Here is an 18764-nt window from a genome sequence, read left to right as displayed (position 1 = left end):
CGTTTGGAAAAAGACAATATTTGGACACTTGGCGTCGCTTACCAACTCTAATGTACGACGAGACGGTCTTAAATTCTGTGTCATTGCCTAAACTACGCCTTAAAGGCTAAGGATAGGCAACAACATGAACAAGAAAGAACTTGAAGCTTTCGCCAAGTAAGCAGCGAAAGGAATTATAACTCCTGAGGACTTAACTGAGTCTGTTACAGACTCGGCCCTTCTGAAAGTCCGACCATCACTGGTTTTTCTTAGTTTTAAATCTAATTTTTAGTTACCTGTCGGTTTTAACTCTCTCATTAGTTAACATTAAGCCACGGAGCGGACTAATTTTCTGTTCTAAATAATAGCACTTTCAAACTCGCATCAGGGTCGATATCCGCAAACTCTGGCGGATTGTCTAACCGCTCCACAAATTGCAACCCTGGCGCTTCTTCTTTCATACTATCAATCAGAAAATCTGGGGTCACGACGGGCGAATTAACACATGCAATCACTTCGCCACTTTCCGTCATTAACTCAGGTAAGCGACGTAGGATTTTTTTGTAGTCTTTGGTGAGTGCAAAACTGCCTTTTTGGAAAGACGGCGGATCAATAATCACTAACTCGTAGGGGCCACACTTCTTGATTTTTCCCCACGACTTAAAAATGTCGTAGCCTAAAAACGTCACATTTGAAAGGTCATGCCCATTGGCACGGTGGTTCTCACGTCCTTTATTGAGTGACGAGCGAGCCATATCAACATTCACGACTTGTGTCGCACCACCTTCTATTGCGGCAACCGAAAAGCCACAAGTATAGGCAAAGAGGTTCAGCACCCGCTTCCCTTCTGCGTTGGCTCTCACCCAATCCCGACCAAGGCGCATATCTAAGAACAAACCAAAATTTTGGTTACGCCCTATATCCAATTGGTACTTACAACCAGACTCCATCACCACCGGGCTCGTATCTAGCTCTCCCCAAACCACGGTCATAGGGGCACCATCTAGATAGCGATGCTGAATAGCAACACACTGTCCCGCTTTGGCTTGCCACAACTCGCTATTCACTATTTGGTTCAAACCATCCGTCAGTGCATTAATGAAGCTTTCATCCACTTCCTTAAAAACGTTCACTAAAAGCTGATGGTTTACCCAATCACAAGTAAGTTGCTCTAATCCAGGCCAACGCTTACCACGCCCATGGAAAAGCCGGCGAACTTCGTTCGGTGCTAGAGTCAGTTGTGATGTTACTTCTTCAAAAAACTCGAGCAAATTATCTTTATGCATCGTTATTCTCCACGAATCTTAGCCTCTCACTATTTTTTCGGCCACGTCAAATTCCAAGGTGTCGCCCAAGCGCAAATGGCATTGATCACCGCCTCTGAGTGCCATTTTTCACCAAAAATCGTATTGCTTCTTGGATCACACACAAACTCGTAGTCAACGCCTAGACAAGAAAAACGCAGGGCAAAGGCATGAAGGTAACCACGATCTGACTCTGAACTGGCGTTATATATAGGATCCCCAACAATCGCTGACCCTACCGATTTTAGTGCGACTCGAATCTGGTGGGTCTTACCTGTTAGAGGGCGGCACAGAAAGACACGCTCACCATTATCACCAGCCATAGAAAAGAACTGAGTCGTGGCGGGATTGGTTTTCGTCGTCATCAATTTCCACATTGAACGTCGTGAACGCTCCATATCACCAGAAATTAGCCCCTGCTTCTTTTTAGGTTTCTTCTCGCCAATCGCTAAATAGAACTTCTCGATCTCTTTATTGGCAAAAAGTTGTGATAATTCGGCAGCAATAGCAGCATTCTTGGCTAGCAACAAAATACCTGATGTCATCTTATCCAAACGATGTACAAGATACAGCTTGGCGCCGCCAGTCACTTTTGCGACCTCCTCCACCAGCATGGTATCACCATCGTCTTTATGTACGCTGACGCCGGGGTGTTTATTGATGACCACAAAATGGTCATTCTCAAATTGAATATCAAACATAGACACTACACAGGGCAAATTACTGGCGCCGATCATACACAAAACAAAGCAAATGGGCAGCGATAATAGCGCTAGTGTTATTTTCAGCGCGACCAATAACAAATGCCAATCGTACAAAGTCCGATTGGCATTAAATAATCAGTATTGAAGCGAACGCATGACAGAAGCTCAAGTTATCAGCATTGGGCTCGCGTTATTCATACTTAAAGAAACGGGTACGCAAATACCGTTAAGATAGCCACCGGACAAACAAATTTGACATACCATGGCCAGATCTTCCAAAACCACGTCGTCTCGATTTCTGGATGACCCTGCTTAATCTCTTGAAGAAGCGCATTCCTATGCCAGACCCATCCGATCACAACGGCCCATAGCACGCCCAGTAACGGCTGCATATACATGGTTGATGCGGTTGCCACCCAATCAAACAATAAACCAAAGTTTGCCGCAATAACGGTACTACAAAGTAAAATGCCTCCCCCTAGAATCATCGCGGCTTTATCTCGCTTAATATCCATCTCTTCATGTAAGCAAGCGACAGGGACTTCTAACATCGCAATCGAAGAAGTTAATGCGGCGATGACCATTAGGGCGAAGAATGCCACACTTAGAAACTCACCCACAAACCCCATGGTGTCAAACAAACTTGGTAGTACTACGAAAACCAGATTGCCAGAGCTAATCAGTTCGCCCACTTCATTAAAAATTTGTACCCCATTCGCTTTTGCAACGAACATCGCTGGCATAATTAAAAGCCCAGCTGAGAATGCCACGCCAGTATCAATGATCGCGACTTGCCCAGCGGTTTTAGGAATGTTGACGTCTTTTTTTAAATACGAACCATAGACCATCATCGCGCCCACACCTAAGGACAGCGAAAAGAAAGCCTGTCCCATCGCATTAACAACAAGTGATGCATCAACATGACTCCAATCTGGAATCAGGTACATTTTCAAACCTGTCATCGCGCCATCTTGGGTCAGGATATAGATAATCAGCAACAAAAACAGACCAAACAGCAAAGGCATTAAACGCGAAGACCACTTTTCAATCCCATCAGCGACACCACGTCGAACAACAAATACCGTCATAGACATAAACAGTACGGTCAAAAAGACATTTCGCCCGGTACTAAATGTCACCAACCAATCCGCAAGGGTATTGAGTCCAATCAACTGCAAAATAGGCTCTGCACCAAAACCAATCAACCAGCCTGCCAAAATGGCGTAAAAGCTTAAAATCATGGAGGCAGTGAGCATTGCGATGCTGCCAAATGCTACCGCTAGGAACTTATTTTTTGTCCATATTTTTCGTAATGAAGCAATAGGGTTAGACTGACCAAAGCGACCAATCGTTAGTTCTGCGACGAGCATTGGATAGGCTAACAGCGCCATCATTAACAGGTAAATTAAAAGGAAGGCGGCGCCACCATTACTTGCGGTTTGGGTTGGGAACCCCCAAACGTTACCTAGGCCTACAGCGGAGCCGGCTGCAGCCATAATAAAGCCGAAACGGGAAGTAAATTGTCCTCGGGTGGAACTTGTCATTATTGGTACCAATTTTCGTCATGATTTGACGAAGTAGCTGGTGACTATCCTGAAGTGAGTCACAACACGATGGCCTGCTTTCACTTGAAACAGACCTTTCCTTATGTTGCGGTGGGTATTGCCGGCAGGTGTAAACAAATAATTACAGTTAGAAAAGTTATTACCTCGCCAAAGCATCTAGCAATTAGAACACCTAAACAATATAATTGAAAGCCCCGACGTTATATTCACTGGATTATTTACCACTGTTAGCATCATTTGCTTACTTTTCAGCTTTCACCTAGCACATAATCGCAGCAACAACGAATTAAAGCAGTGTTATCATTACCACACTAAGCGACGTCTCTAATCGCGTATTTGCCAATCATTTCTGAAAAACCGTGATCAACTAGGCTGTGTAATCTCAGTAACTATTTGACAGCAACGCGACTATTCCAAATACTTGATTACACGATTATTCTCTAATTACCGTTCTTCTATCGAGGCGACATGGACAAGTTCTATCATTTTCTCACGCTTGCCAGCATTGGCCTTTACTGGGTACTGGTTGCCGGTGTCACATTGCGAGTCGTACTCAAACGTCGTGCTGTCAGTGTTTCATTGGCATGGTTGATGATTATCTACATCATTCCTGTCGTTGGTGTCCTTTGTTATTTTATGTTTGGAGAGCTAAATCTTGGTCGTAAAAGAGCCGAACGAGCTCGTGTCATGTTTCAACCATTTGGAGATTGGTTTCATCAATTAAATGACTGCAATGCCCACACGCAAGACGGACTTGGCACTCACATATCCAAGATTGACAACCTTTGTAACAATAGAATGGGCATCCCTGCTCTATGTGGCAACACGTTGCAATTGCACACAACACCCGACTCTAGTTTACGTTCCGTTATCAAAGACATTGAACAAGCAAGACACAGCATTCGTATGGTGTTTTATATTTGGCATCCGGGTGGATTAGCCGATTCTGTTGCCGCAGCGCTTATTCAAGCCGCAAAGCGTGGCGTTGGAGTAAAGGTATTATTAGATTCAGCGGGCAGCCCTGCATTTTTTCGTAGCCACTGGGCTAAGATGATGCGTGATGCTGGGATTGAACTAGTAGAAGGGCTCGAAGTTTCCCCATGGCGTATCTTTTTGAGACGTCTTGACTTAAGGCAGCATCGAAAAATTATCGCCATTGACGATGAAGTGGCTTATACCGGATCTATGAATATGGTTGATCCTGCTTTCTTCAAACAAAACTCCGGTGTGGGTCAGTGGATTGACATCATGGTTCGAATTGAAGGTCCAACCGTAAACGTGCTATCGGCCATTCACTGTTGGGACTGGGAGGTAGAAACAGGGGATCGAAGCCTTCCGGTGCATCCTGACTGCCAAACCGATATTCCTCAAGACTCGAAGCCAATCCAAGTCGTACCTTCAGGTCCAGGTATGCCTGACCAACTGATTGGACAGGTTTTAACGCTCGCCATGCATCAAGCAGAACGCTCTGTGACCATTACGACGCCCTATTTTGTTCCTAGTGCTGATTTGCTAGAAACATTAAAGACGACCGCGCAGCGCGGCGTCACCGTTGACCTAATTATTCCCAAGCACAATGACTCATTAATGGTGCAATGGGCATCGCGCGCTTTTTACTCTGAGTTACTCAACGCGGGCGTGAAGATTCATGAATTTGACGGTGGCCTTCTGCACACCAAATCGGTGGTTATTGATGAGTTATTTTGCTTAGTTGGCACCGTAAACATGGATATGCGCAGCTTATGGCTTAATTTTGAAGTGACACTGGCCGTTGAAGACCCTATTTTCACAAAGCAAATGAGTCAGTTGCAACACAGTTACATGTTGGACTCAGAAATCATCGACTCAACCCAATGGCAGCAACGAAGCTTGTACCATCGATTTTTCGAGCGCCTGTTCTACTTATTCAACCCCCTTCTATAACAACTCATTACCCCTGAACCCAATGCTCATGGGTTCACCCTGAAAGATTCAGAAAAACACAAGGCTAAAGACTTGAAACTCTTAAGCCTTCGTGTTTTATTGCTAGTTACACTTTTTTCGGTTCACATCGCTCATTACAACGCTGGAAATCCTTGATAACAAAGGTTTCGGTGAATTTAACATTAGCATCGTGACACACTAGCCAATCAAACAGGGATTCTTGATGTCAGAAAGTAAAACAACCAAATTTGTTACCGCCGGTCGCGATAAAAAATGGACAAACGGTGTGGTGAATCCTCCGGTACAAAGAGCCTCTACCGTCGTTTTTAATACGGTTGCAGAAAAAAACCACGCCACGATTAACCGAGCTAAGCAAACTCTGTTTTATGGTCGTCGTGGTACAAATACTCACTTCGCATTCCAAGATGCAATGACAGAAATAGAGGGCGGTGCAGGTTGTGCACTTTATCCATGTGGCACCGCTGCTATTTCAAATGCTATCCTTTCGTTTGTCGAAACTGGCGATCATATTCTAATGGTTGATACTTGCTATGAACCAACGCGTGATTTCTGTGACACCATAATGAAAAAAATGGGAATAGACACCACCTATTACGACCCAACGATTGGCGCTGGCATTCGAGAACTTATCCAACCAAATACCAAAATTTTATTTTTGGAATCGCCGGGCTCCGTCACCATGGAAGTTCAAGATGTTCCGACCATGGCTGCGATAGCTAAGGAACAAGATGTCATCGTCATGCTTGATAATACCTGGGGCGCTGGGGTGAACTTCTCACCATTCGATTTCGGTGTCGATATCTCAATTCAAGCGGCAACAAAATACATTGTTGGTCACTCTGACGTCATGCTCGGTACTGCTGTTGCTTCAGAGAAGTATTGGGATCAGTTGCGTGAACAGAGCTACCTAATGGGGCAATGTGTCTCGCCAGATGATGCTTATCTTGGTTTACGTGGTATACGCACACTCGATGTACGGCTGCGCCAACACGCCGACAACAGTTTGATCGTAGCAAAATGGCTTGCGGAACGCCCTGAAGTCGATCATGTTCGCCACCCTGCTTTAGAAACTTGTCCAGGTAGCGAGTTTTTTCATCGCGACTTTACTGGGGGGAATGGACTGTTCTCTTTCGTTCTAAAAACCGCTTATCCACGCGCAACTACGGCGTTCTTAGACGGTATGAGCCACTTTAGTATGGGGTATTCTTGGGGAGGGTTTGAAAGTTTAGTACTCGCTAACGAGCCTAAAAGCTTTAACTCTCTACGTACCGTCGCTCACCCCAACTTTACCGGCACGCTCATTCGACTTCATATTGGTTTAGAAGATGTGAATGACCTTTTAGTTGACCTCGATGCGGCATTTACACGCTATAACGAAACCATTAAAGACGCACCCACCAGCTAATCGGGTGTAGACGAGTTCAACGAGAGCGGCTTTGCAGCATGCATGATGTAGAGCGTTATTGAGTAATATCGCGTTACGGTTGGCATTGGCTTGCCGTATCGTTTTTTAATTGACTGCATAGGAATCACATCATGAGATTACGAGCCGATGTCGCCATTTTTGATATTATTGGTCACCTAGTACTATGGCTTATCCTTTCCATTGTGACGTTTGGTATCGCACTGTTTTTTTCCCCTACTCTTTTTCTAAATTCATTCTCAACCGTACTTATCTCGTTGACAGTAACGGCGTAGAAAGGAGAATGAAATGCGATATTGACTTGTTTAGTGACCTAGGCCACGTCCTACTGTGGTTTATAATTTCTATTCTAACCCTAGGTATTGGCTACATTTTTTACTTTTATCGCGTATGGAATTACGCCCTCAATAACACCCATATCGACTAACATTCGACTCATGAAGTGAAGGACTACTTTCTATGACCAAAGCGACACTCTATTACGTCTACGACCCAATGTGCTCTTGGTGCTGGGGATTCAAGTCAACTTGGGACACCATCCAGAGCACGCTCAAACAAGACGTGGCTATCCAGTATGTACTAGGTGGCCTAGCACCAGACACCGACATAGCAATGCCAGAGACGATGCAACGTCAAATCGCATCATATTGGCAACGGATTGAACAGGAACTGGGCGCTGTATTCAACTACGAGTTTTGGTCCAAAAACACCCCTCGCAGAGCCACGTACCCGGCATGTCGTGCTATCCTTGCCGCTAGAAAGCAGAATGCAGAACAAGCGATGAACCAAGCCATCCAGCAAGGTTACTACCTGCAGGCAAAGAATCCGAGTGACGATGATGTGCTTATCGCACTGGCGCAAGATATTGGCTTAGATGTTGTACAATTTGAAGCAGATTTTAAGGCACAATCCACGCAACAAACCTTACTGGAAGAAATTCAGTTTGCGCGTTCAATAGGTGGCAACAGTTTCCCATCGCTGTTTGTTTATCAAGATAGCAACGTGACAGAACTGCCTATCGATTACAAAAACCCATCCACCACCATCGACTTAGTGAGAAGTCTGATCACAACAACACCATAGCATTTACGCGCTGGCGAGTTTGAGGGCAATTGAAGTAAAGGGGCAGGCTTGTTTACATCGCCCACAGCCATCGCATGATGCTCCATCAACCACCGGTAGACCGTTAGCGCGTATTGAAATGGATTGTGATGGGCATTGCTCTGCGCACAACGAGCAATCACCAAATAGTGCATTCTGACACGCACTGGCAAATACTGGACGGATAAGCGTATCACGGTTAGGTCCGTGTAATGCCCCTGTAGGGCAGACTTGCTGGCACTCATTGCATTGCGCACAATAGCCGTAATCAAGGGTTAGCTCGGCTAATTGTTCATTGAGACTAATCACTTGTTCAGGACATGCTGACACACATTCTGCACAGCCACTGCATATCTGCTGAAACAAGAACTCATCCACAGCGCCCGGTGGTCTGGCTACGGTACGAGTAACATGCGGCGACGCTAACTCAAAATTTGTCGTTTCAGTGCTGTCCCCATGATTAGCGTTTAAACGCTGCACTCGCGCACCGCCAGACAAAGCACGAAACAACCCGCGACGGCTGATTGTTTTGTGCTCCATATACGCCTTGTAGTAGCGCTCGTCTTTATTTGGCATTAGCGATATAGCTTCTTAGCCAAAGGCTGAATATCAAGTAGCTCTTGAACGGCTAAACACCATTCGGTTGCCAATAACGCAAGTTGCTTGTAGCTATTTGTTTGAGCGTGCGTTTCTACGAGGTCAAGATAACGATAGCACCAAGTAAACAAATGTTCGGTAAGCAAACATTTAATGACCGAAAGCGGCTGCTTTTGTTCAATAAACTGGCTAACCGCAAATAACATCAAACCAAATTGGTCTTCTGGTTCACGCATTCCAGTATTGAGTTCTACGCCGTTTTGACGTAAAAACTGTCGATAAGCGACCGTGCTTTCGCCAAAGATCACTTCCTCTTTATCAAGGTAAACGGATCCCCAAGGCGGCGCATACATCGCTTCACCACCCTCAAACAATAGAAAGAAATCCTGATTAAGCACATCGCTGCTTTCTTCCGCCACCGCTTGTGCCCATTGAGCAAATGCAGAGTCATCGGTAGCGTCATCGCTTAGTTGAGTATCCTCAACCAAGGCCGTTAACAGCGCCTGATTGTTATTATCGGTGAGAGGGAAATAGAATAACGATCCTAAGACCTTAGCCATGGCATTCAGGTTGTCTAAATCTATAGCGTCATGTGGCTGCGTATCTTGCATGAAAAACTCTCTGTACTAATAACGAATATCGAATAAAAACAAAATGAAAACTAATGGGGTAAGTTGGCAACCTACCCCATTATACCGACCTAACTAGCCAAGCTAGCCGTTTTTAGGTCAGCGACGCTTCATATGATAAAGCTACGTATGATAAAACTACATGCCTGAGGTCATATGAAGACCAAAGAACACACTACGGCCAATCAGCTCAGCAATAACCACAAGAGCAAAACCAGACACGGCAAATGGCAGGGCATGATCTTGCTTGCGCAGTGACATCACCCATAACGCAACACCCACAAAAATCAGTGCGAAGCGTGTATTTTGAATCATCGCCATATTTGGCACTAAATCACTCGCCGCAACAATGGCCGATTCGATCCCACTAAGGGACGACACCATTGCCATCGTCACTAATACCGCAACCCCAGTAGTCACAACAACTAAAGTGCCCGCGGCTCGATTGTATCCCGCGCACTGAAAACCAGCGCCACGCATTAGTACATGTGACAGCATCACGCCACTCAGGATCGCCGTAATTGCAAACGAGTAAGTCGTAAATGGCGTATCCCATGTTGGGACCGTATTAATAAGATACACATTGGTCATGGCAACCATAAATACCACACCCATGAGCATGCCACCGACTAACAACCCCTTGCGAATGGCTATGCTGCCTTTCTTCAACACATCTAGTAACCAAAACAGGCCACCAAAAGCAAAGAATGCCGAACCAAATAGAATCTCACGTGATAGCCATGAGGTTCCGATTTGATTGAGCGCATTTATGGCGCGCATTGGGCTACCTAGGTGAGCCGTCGAAGCCATAAAACCAAGCCCCATGAACACCCAAATAAAAAACATATTGCGATTGATACGTGCTTTGACGTCATCACTTGCTTTGCCAAATAGATTAAGACAACCCAATACAATAAATGCACCAACTGCAGTTTGTGCAAATACAGTAAAGATAATCAGAGGCCATTCATGCCATCCCATATTAAACCTCCTTAGGGTTTGCTAGGTGACCAGTTGTGTCATTCGTTGGACGAGCATGACGGTTTGGTTTGATCACGATATTTGGTTTAGTCAATGATGACGATGGCAGTGGAGCGACATCCGCATTGGTACCATATTTTTCTCTAAGCTCTGCAATAGGACCAAATTCCAATGCGCGCAAAGGACAAGAACCGACACAAATGGGCTCAAAGCCTTCCGCTACACGCTCAAAGCAGCCATCACACTTCGTCATGTGACCTTTTTCCGCGCTGTATTGCGGTGCACCGTAAGGGCAAGCATTCGCGCAATGCTTACAACCGATACATACCTTTTCATCCACGACGACAAAGCCGTCTTCGCGCTTATGCATCGCACCTGAAGGACATACTTTTGCACAAGCAGGCTCATCACAATGGTTACATGCAATCGAGGTATAGTAAGCAAATACATCTTGGCGGTAGGTACCATTTTCTTCTACCCAATTACCACCAGCGTACTCGTAGACTCGGCGATAACTTCTATCAACGCCTAAATCTTTAAAATCTTTGCAAGAGAGCTGGCAAGTTTTACAGCCAGTACATTTGCTAGAGTCGATATAAAAACCGTATTGCTTCATGATTCAGTCCTTACGCCTTAGTCGCTAGTTGAACTTCAACTAGGTTGGTATGTTGAGGATTACCTTTTGCCAACGGGCTTGGGCGTTGAGAAGTCAGAACGTTAATCGAACCGTTATGGTCTACTTTATTACCATCCGGTGCGTACCATGCGCCCTCACCTAATGCGACAACACCAGGCATCATACGAGGTGTTACTTTGGCGTTAATACGAACCTCTCCACGATCATTGAAGATACGAATACGATCACCATTTTTGATACCACGACGCTCAGCATCAATCGGGTTAATCCACATCTCTTGCTGGGCAGCTTGCTTCAGTACGTCCACGTTGCCGTAGGTGGAGTGGCATCGTGCTTTATAATGAAAACCGGTAAGCTGAAGCGGAAATTTGTCACGCATTGGTGAATCCCAGCCTTCTGATGTACTGACATAGATAGGCAGTGGATGAATGACATCACCTTCAGGAAGTTCCCATTCAGCGGCGATTGTCGCCAGCGCTTCTGAGTAAATCTCGACTTTACCTGATGGCGTATTAAGCGGGTTATTGATTGGATCTTCACGGAAGGCTTGATAGGCCACATAGTGTCCGTTTGGATCACTGCGTTTCACTATGCCTTGCTTACGAACCGTTTCAAAATCTGGCAGGATCGGATCTAGTTTCAGTGTTTGTGCATAAAGGTGACGTAGCCAGCCCTCTTGATCTCTGCCTTCTGTAAACGCTTCTTTAATGCCTAATCGCCCTGCAAGATCACTACAGATCTGATAAATACTGCGCGCTTCAAATTGTGGTTCAATCGCTTTATCGGCAAAGATGAAATACGGCATATTCGCCGCTTTGCCATCCATACAAAAATCTGCCTGCTCTGACGTCGTCAGATCGGGCAAGATAATGTCGGCATATTTAGCAGAAGAGGTCATATGGTTATCAATCACGACAATCATTTCACATGCACTGTCATCTTGTAGGATGTCATGAGTGCGGTTGATATCAGAGTGTTGATTGATTAAACAGTTGCCCGCATAGTTCCAGATGAACTTAATTGGCACGTCTAGCTTATCTTTGCCACGAACGCCATCACGTGTCGCTGTCATTTCTGGGCCACGTACAATAGCATCCGTCCAAAGGAACATAGAAATGGATGTTTCTACTGGATTTTTCAGCGTAGGGAAACGAACGAAAGGAATATTATAATCCGATTCGCGAGCACCTGAACCACCACCATGAATGCCAAGGTTACCCGTTAGCAACGCAAGCATAGCAATAGCACGAGAGGCAATTTCACCATTTTGAGTACGCTGTAAGCCCCAACCTTGGTAGATCGCACAAGGCTTGGTTGACCCAATCTCACGAGCGGTTTTGATGATGATATCCGCTGGAATACCGGTAATTTGAGCAGCCCACTGTGGTGTTTTTTCTACGCCATCTTCACCCAAACCTAGAATATAAGATTTATAGTCGCTGTTAGCTGGAGCAGACGCCGGGAGTGTTTTTTCATCATAGCCGACGCAGTACTTATCAAGGAAAGGCTGATCCACCAAATCCTCTTTAATCATCACATGCGCCATTGCAGAGATAAACGCCGCATCCGTACCCGGTTTAATTGGGATCCACTGATCTTCACGTCCGGCAGCGGTATCGTTGTAACGCGGATCAATCATGATCATGCGTGCATTCGACTTGGCTTTACTCTCAATCAAATGGTGAATCAATCCACCACCTGACATGCGTGTTTCAGCTGGGTTATTACCAAACTGGACAATTAACTTACTGTTTTCAGTATCTGAGAATGAGTTACCGTTTGCCCAACCACCATAGGTATAGCTCAGACCTTTAGCGATTTGTGCGGTAGAATAATCCCCGTAATGATTTAAGTAACCACCCGTCAGATTCATTAGACGAGCAATTAATGTCGAACCTGGAGGCCACGATTTGGTTACAGTCCCACCCAGCGTGCCTGTCCCGTAGTTGAGATAAAACGCTTCGTTGCCGTACTCTTCTTTTATCGACGTAATGCTGTTCGCAATTTCGCTGTACGCTTCGTCCCAAGAAATACGTTTAAACTTGCCTTCACCACGCTTACCCACTCGCTTCATTGGATATTTCAAGCGGTCTGGATTATAAACACGACGGCGCATTGAGCGACCGCGTAAACATGCTCGCACTTGGACATCTTTGGCGGCGTAATCATCTGACCCCGTATTGTCAGCGTCTACCCATTTAATTTCGCCATCAGACACATGCATTCGTAATGGACAGCGGCTTCCACAGTTTACTGTGCACGCACTCCATACCACTTTTTCTTCACTTGGAATGACATCGTCTGCTTGTACTTTTGAGGACTTAAATGGCAGGGAAATAGCGCTGGTCGCAGCGGCAAGACCACCCATCACGGAAGAGGACTTGATAAACCCCCTTCGTGTGAGCGATGGCGTCAATAATTGCTTCAATTTATTCGTCATAGCGATTGCTCATTTATAGTTATGTATTTTCCGTGCTACATAATACAAACGAATAATTTGTTAGCTTTTGATACGAATCAAAGATACCACTTAAGGGTTAATGATTTTACACTACTCGGTCATTTAGTACTCTGGCGATATTTCATAAAGTCCAATATTAATAATTTTTATAATGGCCTAAAAATATCAACACACCAACATATCCCACTAGACGGTAATGATTAGTGTTTACCCTTCGTCATCCATTATATTTCGCAACAATTCCTGCTGTAGAATATCTGTATGGAGTAAAGGATGTGGAGCTACCCCAACGGATAGCACAATATCAACCGTGGGCAACGCAGGCATAGAGGGTAAAATCATCATGCCTTTCATCACACTCAGCTTACCCATCGCGCCAACAGCAAGTCCGGCGTTAACCAAGGCATTTTGCGCCGAAGCGGAATTACAACAAGCCAAAAGTTGAAACTCTCGTCCTTGTTTCGTTAAGCCATCAATCGCGGCTGCATGATATTTACAATCCGCTTGAAATAACACCAAAGGAAGCGGCTGATTGTTGTTTTCGACAAAAGATGGCGAGGCAATCCATACGCCCTGATCAGAGGTCAGCCAGTACCCTTCTTCACTATCAGGCGAGCGCGTGATAATGGCCGCATCAATTTTACCCTCGTCCAACCAACGTCGCAGTGTGATGCTTGGTTCATTAAAGATCTGAATCGAACACATCGGTGCTAAGCGTTGCAGCCGCTTGACCACCTTTGGTAATACTGAATGATTATAATCTTCAGGGCAGCCTAGCTTTAGAGAACGTTTATTTTGATAACCCTGCAGTTGACTCACCGCGCTATCATGCAGTGAGATTAATTGTGTTGCATGAACACTGAGCTGCAGACCCGCTTCACTTAAACTTAAATTCCGCCCCTCTTTTACAAACAGTGCAGACCCAAGTTCAACTTCCAACTTTTTCATCTGAGCACTGAATGCCGATTGAGTGCGATTAATTTGCCGCGCTGCGCGGGTAAAGCTTCCCGTTTCAACGTAGGCTAAAAAACTTCGCAGTGCCTCTATATCCATAACGCTTTTCTTCCTTGAACACTCATCATCGGTGTGCGATCTATTTATCAATACCTGTTTCGGTATTACCCATCGTTTTTATTGATGGCTAACATCAAAACTATCCGTTAGTTATACTAAAAACAATCCTTTAAGGTTAATGACAACCAAGAACAAGGAGGTGAACAATGCAGTTATATATCGGCAACCAAAACTACTCGAGCTGGTCTTTAAGAGCATGGCTTATTTTTGCTCAACATGACCTTAACCCAGATATTATCAAACTATCGCTATTTAGCGATTCGTTTTACCAAACTCTACAACCGGTGAGTCCAACGGCCAAAGTTCCCTTGCTTATCGATGGAGAGACGACGGTTTGGGATTCACTCGCTATCTTGGAATACATTAACGAGGCGTACTTAAATCATTTCTGCTGGCCCAAAGATCGCCAACAACGCGCAACCGCTAGAGCTATCGCCAATGAAATGCATTCAGGCTTTATGGCCATTCGCAACGAAATGCCAATGAACTGCCGCGCCTCTCGTAAAGTATCCCTGTCCGAAGAGGCTCGTAAAGACATCGCACGAATTGAACAAATTTGGGGTCAGCAAATGAGTCAATATCCTAATCAGTGGCTGTTTGGCGAATGGTCTATTGCCGACGCTATGTTTGCGCCCATTGCGCTCCGCTTTGCTACCTATCAAATTCCATTATCAAAGGCAGCAACGCAATATCAGAAAACCGTTCTAAACAGCCCAGCAATAAAACAGTGGCTAGCACAAGCGCTAGAAGAAACCGAAATAGTAGAAGAGGATGAAGCCGGAGAGCCTATCAACCAACCTTAAGGTTAAACTGCAATTACTGTCTCCCGTTTCACTGCGAATGAATGAACAAAACATGGCGGCGATACTTTCGCCGCGCCTGATGACAGGACAGATCGCGTTTCAATGTCTTCAACGTCGAACAAGCGTATTCCCCCTATTACCTTTATTACCTTTATTACCTTTATTACCTCTATTACCTCTATTACCTCTATTACCTAGGATAAAGTGAGACACACGCCATATATTTAAAATCTATCATTGCATCGAAGATAACAATCCCGCTTAAGTATCACCCACCTCACAGCATTACTTTGCAACATCGCATAACATAAATTTCATATTATTAACGACTTAGGGTGAATATATGAGGGTTGTTCCCGAGCTGTACTGCTTTGATATTCAGCGAAGCATCGACTTTTACGTAGATGTACTTGGTTTTCGTGTTAAATATCAACGCCCTAGTGAGGCATTTGTCTTCCTAACTCGTCACGGTGTCGACCTCATGTTAGAGGGACTGAATGGGGATGGACGACGCTGGATCACTGGTGCTCTTGAGTATCCACTGGGGCGTGGCGTTAACTTACAGTGGGACACTGACAACATTGATGCCTTCTACGCTCATATCAAACAACACGCGCCCACTAGTATTTACCTTCCTATCGAACGTGCCGGCTACCTTTGTGACACCGAAACCGTGACACAAAAACAATTTGTGGTACAAGATCCCAACGGCTATCTCATTCGATTTTGTGAAAGTAATACCCAGTTAGTTGCTGAAACCTAACTTTTCTAAGGCGTTGTTTTTTCGACAGTTCGCGCAATAGTAGTGAGTCACAGGTGCCCATTGAACGTTGTTAAAGCCACACCTCATCATGAGCAGTATCTCGCGCTTTTTTACCAATGGTTAAAAGAGGAGTGGCAAGATATTGAACCCCCATCTGCGAGCAAAGATGGCCTTATTATCCCGCCTCCCATTCTTGCGCTAGACCGCAGCACGCTGATGGGAGGACTGATATTTACACGCTTCTTATCACCAACCACTCACTCACAAGCAATTTGGATTAACGCGTTATTTGTTGCGCCGAATGCTCGTCACCAAGGAATCGCTAGCCAATTGATCCGTCATGCTGAGTCTTATGTCTATTCACTCAATGAAGCCGAGCTATTGGTTTATACCCACATTCCGAATCTATACGTTAAACAAAACTGGATAGAAGTGGAAAAAAACGGTGATCATGTTGTTTTACAAAGTACATTTCAGTCCAATTTATAACAAGGGATGGAATAGCATTGACACTTCTATTTATATACATATGGTTGCATTAAATAAACGAGCATGCTTCACAAGAATATAGTCGCTAGCCTATAGTGAATGACACTCTAATGCCCTAGCATAGAGCCAACAATAAACAACTACACTCATAATAAAGTTATGCGTATCCTCACAATTGAAACTATCGACATTACCCACACCAGCGCTCAAGAATCAATCCGTTTCCCACTTTGCATCGCCCATTCATTGGTATCGTTACTTCCATACGACTTCGTCATCCGTTTTGATAACAACACTCGCGAATTGGAATCAATGTTAACCACAGCATTAGACCCGGATTCAAGTGGCGTCATCATGGATATCATTGATAATGATGAACGTGTGGTTGTATCGGTCTCGAACTGATTCATCATCCGGCACACGTTCTAGCGCGCGACTTGATATTCTTATGGCGCTCTACGTCTGTTGATTGCTCAACTTGTATAACGCCCTTCTCGTTATACTGCTAACTCGACGAGGGGTGTTTTTGCCACTCGGCAAAATGTTCCAGCAAATAATCAATGGCGAGACGAGCACGCATTGGCAAAAAGCGTCGGTTCTGATACACAATCCAACTACTAAGGCCCTTACCCCAGTACGGCTGTAATATAGGAACGAGAAGATCTCGCGCAATCGAATGTTCAAAGGTACTCATTGGCATATAAGCAATGCCAAGACCTTGCTCACATGCCTTAACCACCGCTTCAGCATTATTACTTTTCCATCTTCCCTGTACCCGAATACGTTCGATGACTTCTTCTTGGTGATCAAATGCCCAATGGTCATTATTGGAAATAATACAGCTATGGTGTTTGAGTTGATTTGGGTGCAGTGGTGTCCCATATTTCGCTAGGTAACTTGGGCTCGCGACTGCTGCCATAGGACGGTCAATAAGCTTTCTCGCGACTAACCCAGAGTCAGATAACTTGCCGTATCGAATCGCAAAATCAATACCATCTTCAATGAAGTTAACCATTCGACTGTTAAAATCCATATCAATGGTTAGGTCTGGATACTGTTTCGCAAACTCCATCAATGCTGGTGCCACATACTGTTCGGCAAAACCACCAGCGGCACTCACGCGTAACGTACCGGTAAGTTGAATTTGTTGAGAGCTGATCTGTTCGTTTGCTTGCTGCAGCCCAACAACGAGATCCTTACAGTGCTGATAATACGCTTGACCAGCTTGCGTTAAGCTAACAAGCCGAGTAGAACGGGCAAATAAAGCCGTGCCTAAACGCCCCTCTAACCTTGAAATTTGTCGACTTACGTGGCTAGTACTACACCCTAACTGTTTTGCCGCAGCAGAAAAACCTTGGCTTTCAGCTACCGCAACAAACTCGTTAATCCCTTCAAAACTATCCACTTCGTTTTCTCCACGACCCAGTTCAATTGGCACTTTGTCTTTATTATTGCTATTTAGCAATAATATTTTGTCATTAATCGATATTATCTTCACCACGACTTACAACTACACTTCATACATCAGCAAAAGCACATAACAATATCAAAAGGGACAGAAAATGAAGAAAGTACTGATACCAGTCACTAACCACGCCACATTAGGTGAGACTCAAGATGCAAATGGCACATTTGCCCCAGAGTTGACGCATGCCCTACATGCCATGCTCGAAGCAGGATTTGAATACGATATTGCATCCATTCATGGTGGCAAAGCACCACTTTATGGAACTGAAATGGAGGGTGATGATGTGAACACGGCGTTGCTAAGCAGTGACGACCTTCAAAACCGTATTAATAACACCATACCTGTCAATCAAATCAATATCGCAGACTATGATGCGATTTTCTATCCCGGCGGATTTGGCTTGCTCTCTGATCTGGCTAGTAATGAAGACTTTGCTCGTTTGGCGGCAACACACTACGAAGATGGTGGGGTTATTGCCGCCGTCTGTCATGGTCCAGCAGCGTTGTTACCGATTACATTGAGCAATGGTGAGAAACTGCTCGCATCAAAATCTGTCACCGGCTTTACGCGTGAAGAAGAAGTGGATTTTGGTACTATCGATAGTATTCCATTTTTGCTTGAAGAAGCACTAGCGCGTAACGCAGCACGTTTCAATAAAGTGCAGCCCTGGCAAGAACTCGTGCTGACCGACGAGCGAGTGATTACTGGTCAAAACCCAACCAGCGCGCATGCGGTTGGCAAAGCCTTAGTGGCGGCACTCGCTAACTAGCATACTGGGCATGTCATTAATATTCATTCGCCTCTAGAATCCGCCCACGCATCGAAGCTGTCGATATTTTCAA

At 45.0% G+C, this 18764-nt stretch carries 18 protein-coding genes and 1 pseudogene; 9 read left to right on the top strand and 10 right to left on the bottom strand.

The window, feature by feature from the left end:
• Positions 1–323 precede the first annotated feature (323 nt).
• From M9196_RS07050 to M9196_RS07040, 3 genes are all read right to left on the bottom strand, one after another.
• Complete coding sequence (locus M9196_RS07050; protein WP_250616813.1) at positions 324–1265, bottom strand: class I SAM-dependent methyltransferase; 942 nt, start codon at positions 1263–1265, stop codon at positions 324–326.
• Between the two features lie 29 nt (positions 1266–1294).
• Complete coding sequence (locus M9196_RS07045) at positions 1295–1984, bottom strand: TIGR01621 family pseudouridine synthase (RefSeq protein WP_250616812.1); 690 nt, start codon at positions 1982–1984, stop codon at positions 1295–1297.
• Positions 1985–2187: 203 nt separating this feature from the next.
• On the bottom strand, positions 2188–3531 hold the full coding sequence (locus tag M9196_RS07040; RefSeq protein ID WP_250616811.1) for a sodium-dependent transporter: 1344 nt from the start codon (positions 3529–3531) through the stop codon (positions 2188–2190).
• 489 nt (positions 3532–4020) lie between these two features.
• On the opposite strand from M9196_RS07040, the gene cls reads away from it, so the two are divergent.
• From cls to M9196_RS07020, 4 genes and pseudogenes are all read left to right on the top strand, one after another.
• Entirely contained in the window at positions 4021–5475 is a 1455-nt protein-coding gene (gene cls, locus M9196_RS07035; protein ID WP_250616810.1) for a cardiolipin synthase, read from the top strand.
• A 223-nt stretch (positions 5476–5698) separates the two neighbouring features.
• The gene (locus M9196_RS07030; protein WP_250616809.1) at positions 5699–6901 is read left to right on the top strand and encodes a cystathionine beta-lyase; all 1203 of its coding nucleotides are present in this window, start codon (positions 5699–5701) and stop codon (positions 6899–6901) included.
• Between the two features lie 131 nt (positions 6902–7032).
• Positions 7033–7346, top strand: a pseudogene (locus tag M9196_RS23695) (DUF6693 family protein).
• A 32-nt stretch (positions 7347–7378) separates the two neighbouring features.
• A complete protein-coding gene (locus tag M9196_RS07020) occupies positions 7379–8002 on the top strand; it encodes a DsbA family protein (protein ID WP_250616807.1) in 624 nt (207 codons plus the stop codon).
• A gap of 3 nt (positions 8003–8005) precedes the next feature.
• Here the strand turns inward: M9196_RS07020 and M9196_RS07015 are convergent, their stop codons facing one another.
• From M9196_RS07015 to M9196_RS06990, 6 genes are all read right to left on the bottom strand, one after another.
• Positions 8006–8596: a 4Fe-4S dicluster domain-containing protein gene (locus M9196_RS07015; protein WP_250616806.1), complete on the bottom strand. Its 591-nt coding sequence runs from the start codon at positions 8594–8596 to the stop codon at positions 8006–8008.
• Positions 8596–9228 (bottom strand): Tat proofreading chaperone DmsD, encoded by a 633-nt coding sequence (dmsD, locus tag M9196_RS07010; RefSeq protein WP_250616805.1) that lies wholly within the window; start codon positions 9226–9228, stop codon positions 8596–8598. Before dmsD ends, M9196_RS07015 begins: the two co-directional genes overlap by 1 nt.
• Positions 9229–9384: 156 nt before the next feature.
• Entirely contained in the window at positions 9385–10227 is an 843-nt protein-coding gene (locus tag M9196_RS07005; protein WP_250616804.1) for a dimethyl sulfoxide reductase anchor subunit family protein, read from the bottom strand.
• 1 nt (position 10228) lies between these two features.
• Entirely contained in the window at positions 10229–10843 is a 615-nt protein-coding gene (locus tag M9196_RS07000) for a DMSO/selenate family reductase complex B subunit (protein WP_250616803.1), read from the bottom strand.
• A gap of 10 nt (positions 10844–10853) precedes the next feature.
• Positions 10854–13304 carry a DmsA/YnfE/YnfF family dimethyl sulfoxide reductase gene (locus tag M9196_RS06995; RefSeq protein ID WP_250616802.1) on the bottom strand — a complete coding sequence of 817 codons (2451 nt, stop codon included), beginning with the start codon at positions 13302–13304 and terminating at the stop codon, positions 10854–10856.
• A 228-nt stretch (positions 13305–13532) separates the two neighbouring features.
• Positions 13533–14378 carry a LysR family transcriptional regulator gene (locus tag M9196_RS06990; protein ID WP_250616801.1) on the bottom strand — a complete coding sequence of 282 codons (846 nt, stop codon included), beginning with the start codon at positions 14376–14378 and terminating at the stop codon, positions 13533–13535.
• A gap of 167 nt (positions 14379–14545) precedes the next feature.
• Between M9196_RS06990 and M9196_RS06985 the strand changes: the two genes are divergently transcribed.
• The 4 genes from M9196_RS06985 to M9196_RS06970 all read left to right on the top strand — a co-directional run bounded on the left by M9196_RS06985 (position 14546) and on the right by M9196_RS06970 (position 16859).
• Positions 14546–15202, top strand: coding sequence for a glutathione S-transferase family protein (locus tag M9196_RS06985; RefSeq protein WP_250616800.1), 657 nt, complete (start codon positions 14546–14548; stop codon positions 15200–15202).
• Between the two features lie 343 nt (positions 15203–15545).
• Entirely contained in the window at positions 15546–15965 is a 420-nt protein-coding gene (locus M9196_RS06980) for a bleomycin resistance protein (protein ID WP_250616799.1), read from the top strand.
• Positions 15966–16025: 60 nt separating this feature from the next.
• Positions 16026–16454 (top strand): GNAT family N-acetyltransferase, encoded by a 429-nt coding sequence (locus M9196_RS06975; protein WP_250616798.1) that lies wholly within the window; start codon positions 16026–16028, stop codon positions 16452–16454.
• 159 nt (positions 16455–16613) lie between these two features.
• A complete protein-coding gene (locus M9196_RS06970) occupies positions 16614–16859 on the top strand; it encodes a hypothetical protein (RefSeq protein ID WP_250616797.1) in 246 nt (81 codons plus the stop codon).
• Positions 16860–16959: 100 nt separating this feature from the next.
• Here M9196_RS06970 and M9196_RS06965 read toward each other — a convergent pair whose 3' ends face one another.
• Complete coding sequence (locus tag M9196_RS06965; RefSeq protein ID WP_250616829.1) at positions 16960–17859, bottom strand: LysR family transcriptional regulator; 900 nt, start codon at positions 17857–17859, stop codon at positions 16960–16962.
• 157 nt (positions 17860–18016) lie between these two features.
• Between M9196_RS06965 and M9196_RS06960 the strand changes: the two genes are divergently transcribed.
• A complete protein-coding gene (locus M9196_RS06960) occupies positions 18017–18691 on the top strand; it encodes a type 1 glutamine amidotransferase domain-containing protein (RefSeq protein WP_250616796.1) in 675 nt (224 codons plus the stop codon).
• Positions 18692–18764 lie beyond the last annotated feature (73 nt).

Origin of the sequence: Vibrio methylphosphonaticus (genome assembly GCF_023634655.1) — a bacterium.
Lineage (GTDB): Bacteria > Pseudomonadota > Gammaproteobacteria > Enterobacterales > Vibrionaceae > Vibrio > Vibrio methylphosphonaticus.
This window is presented reverse-complemented; position numbering and strand designations above follow the sequence as displayed.

What these genes read in the sequence shown, in the direction of transcription:
- M9196_RS07050 (WP_250616813.1), bottom strand. Translation starts at nt 1,265, where the DNA reads ATGCATAAAGATAATTTGCTCGAGTTTTTTGAAGAAGTAACATCACAA.
- M9196_RS07045 (WP_250616812.1), bottom strand. Translation starts at nt 1,984, where the DNA reads ATGTTTGATATTCAATTTGAGAATGACCATTTTGTGGTCATCAATAAA.
- M9196_RS07040 (WP_250616811.1), bottom strand. Translation starts at nt 3,531, where the DNA reads ATGACAAGTTCCACCCGAGGACAATTTACTTCCCGTTTCGGCTTTATT.
- cls (WP_250616810.1), top strand. Translation starts at nt 4,021, where the DNA reads ATGGACAAGTTCTATCATTTTCTCACGCTTGCCAGCATTGGCCTTTAC.
- M9196_RS07030 (WP_250616809.1), top strand. Translation starts at nt 5,699, where the DNA reads ATGTCAGAAAGTAAAACAACCAAATTTGTTACCGCCGGTCGCGATAAA.
- M9196_RS07020 (WP_250616807.1), top strand. Translation starts at nt 7,379, where the DNA reads ATGACCAAAGCGACACTCTATTACGTCTACGACCCAATGTGCTCTTGG.
- M9196_RS07015 (WP_250616806.1), bottom strand. Translation starts at nt 8,596, where the DNA reads ATGCCAAATAAAGACGAGCGCTACTACAAGGCGTATATGGAGCACAAA.
- dmsD (WP_250616805.1), bottom strand. Translation starts at nt 9,228, where the DNA reads ATGCAAGATACGCAGCCACATGACGCTATAGATTTAGACAACCTGAAT.
- M9196_RS07005 (WP_250616804.1), bottom strand. Translation starts at nt 10,227, where the DNA reads ATGGGATGGCATGAATGGCCTCTGATTATCTTTACTGTATTTGCACAA.
- M9196_RS07000 (WP_250616803.1), bottom strand. Translation starts at nt 10,843, where the DNA reads ATGAAGCAATACGGTTTTTATATCGACTCTAGCAAATGTACTGGCTGT.
- M9196_RS06995 (WP_250616802.1), bottom strand. Translation starts at nt 13,304, where the DNA reads ATGACGAATAAATTGAAGCAATTATTGACGCCATCGCTCACACGAAGG.
- M9196_RS06990 (WP_250616801.1), bottom strand. Translation starts at nt 14,378, where the DNA reads ATGGATATAGAGGCACTGCGAAGTTTTTTAGCCTACGTTGAAACGGGA.
- M9196_RS06985 (WP_250616800.1), top strand. Translation starts at nt 14,546, where the DNA reads ATGCAGTTATATATCGGCAACCAAAACTACTCGAGCTGGTCTTTAAGA.
- M9196_RS06980 (WP_250616799.1), top strand. Translation starts at nt 15,546, where the DNA reads ATGAGGGTTGTTCCCGAGCTGTACTGCTTTGATATTCAGCGAAGCATC.
- M9196_RS06970 (WP_250616797.1), top strand. Translation starts at nt 16,614, where the DNA reads ATGCGTATCCTCACAATTGAAACTATCGACATTACCCACACCAGCGCT.
- M9196_RS06960 (WP_250616796.1), top strand. Translation starts at nt 18,017, where the DNA reads ATGAAGAAAGTACTGATACCAGTCACTAACCACGCCACATTAGGTGAG.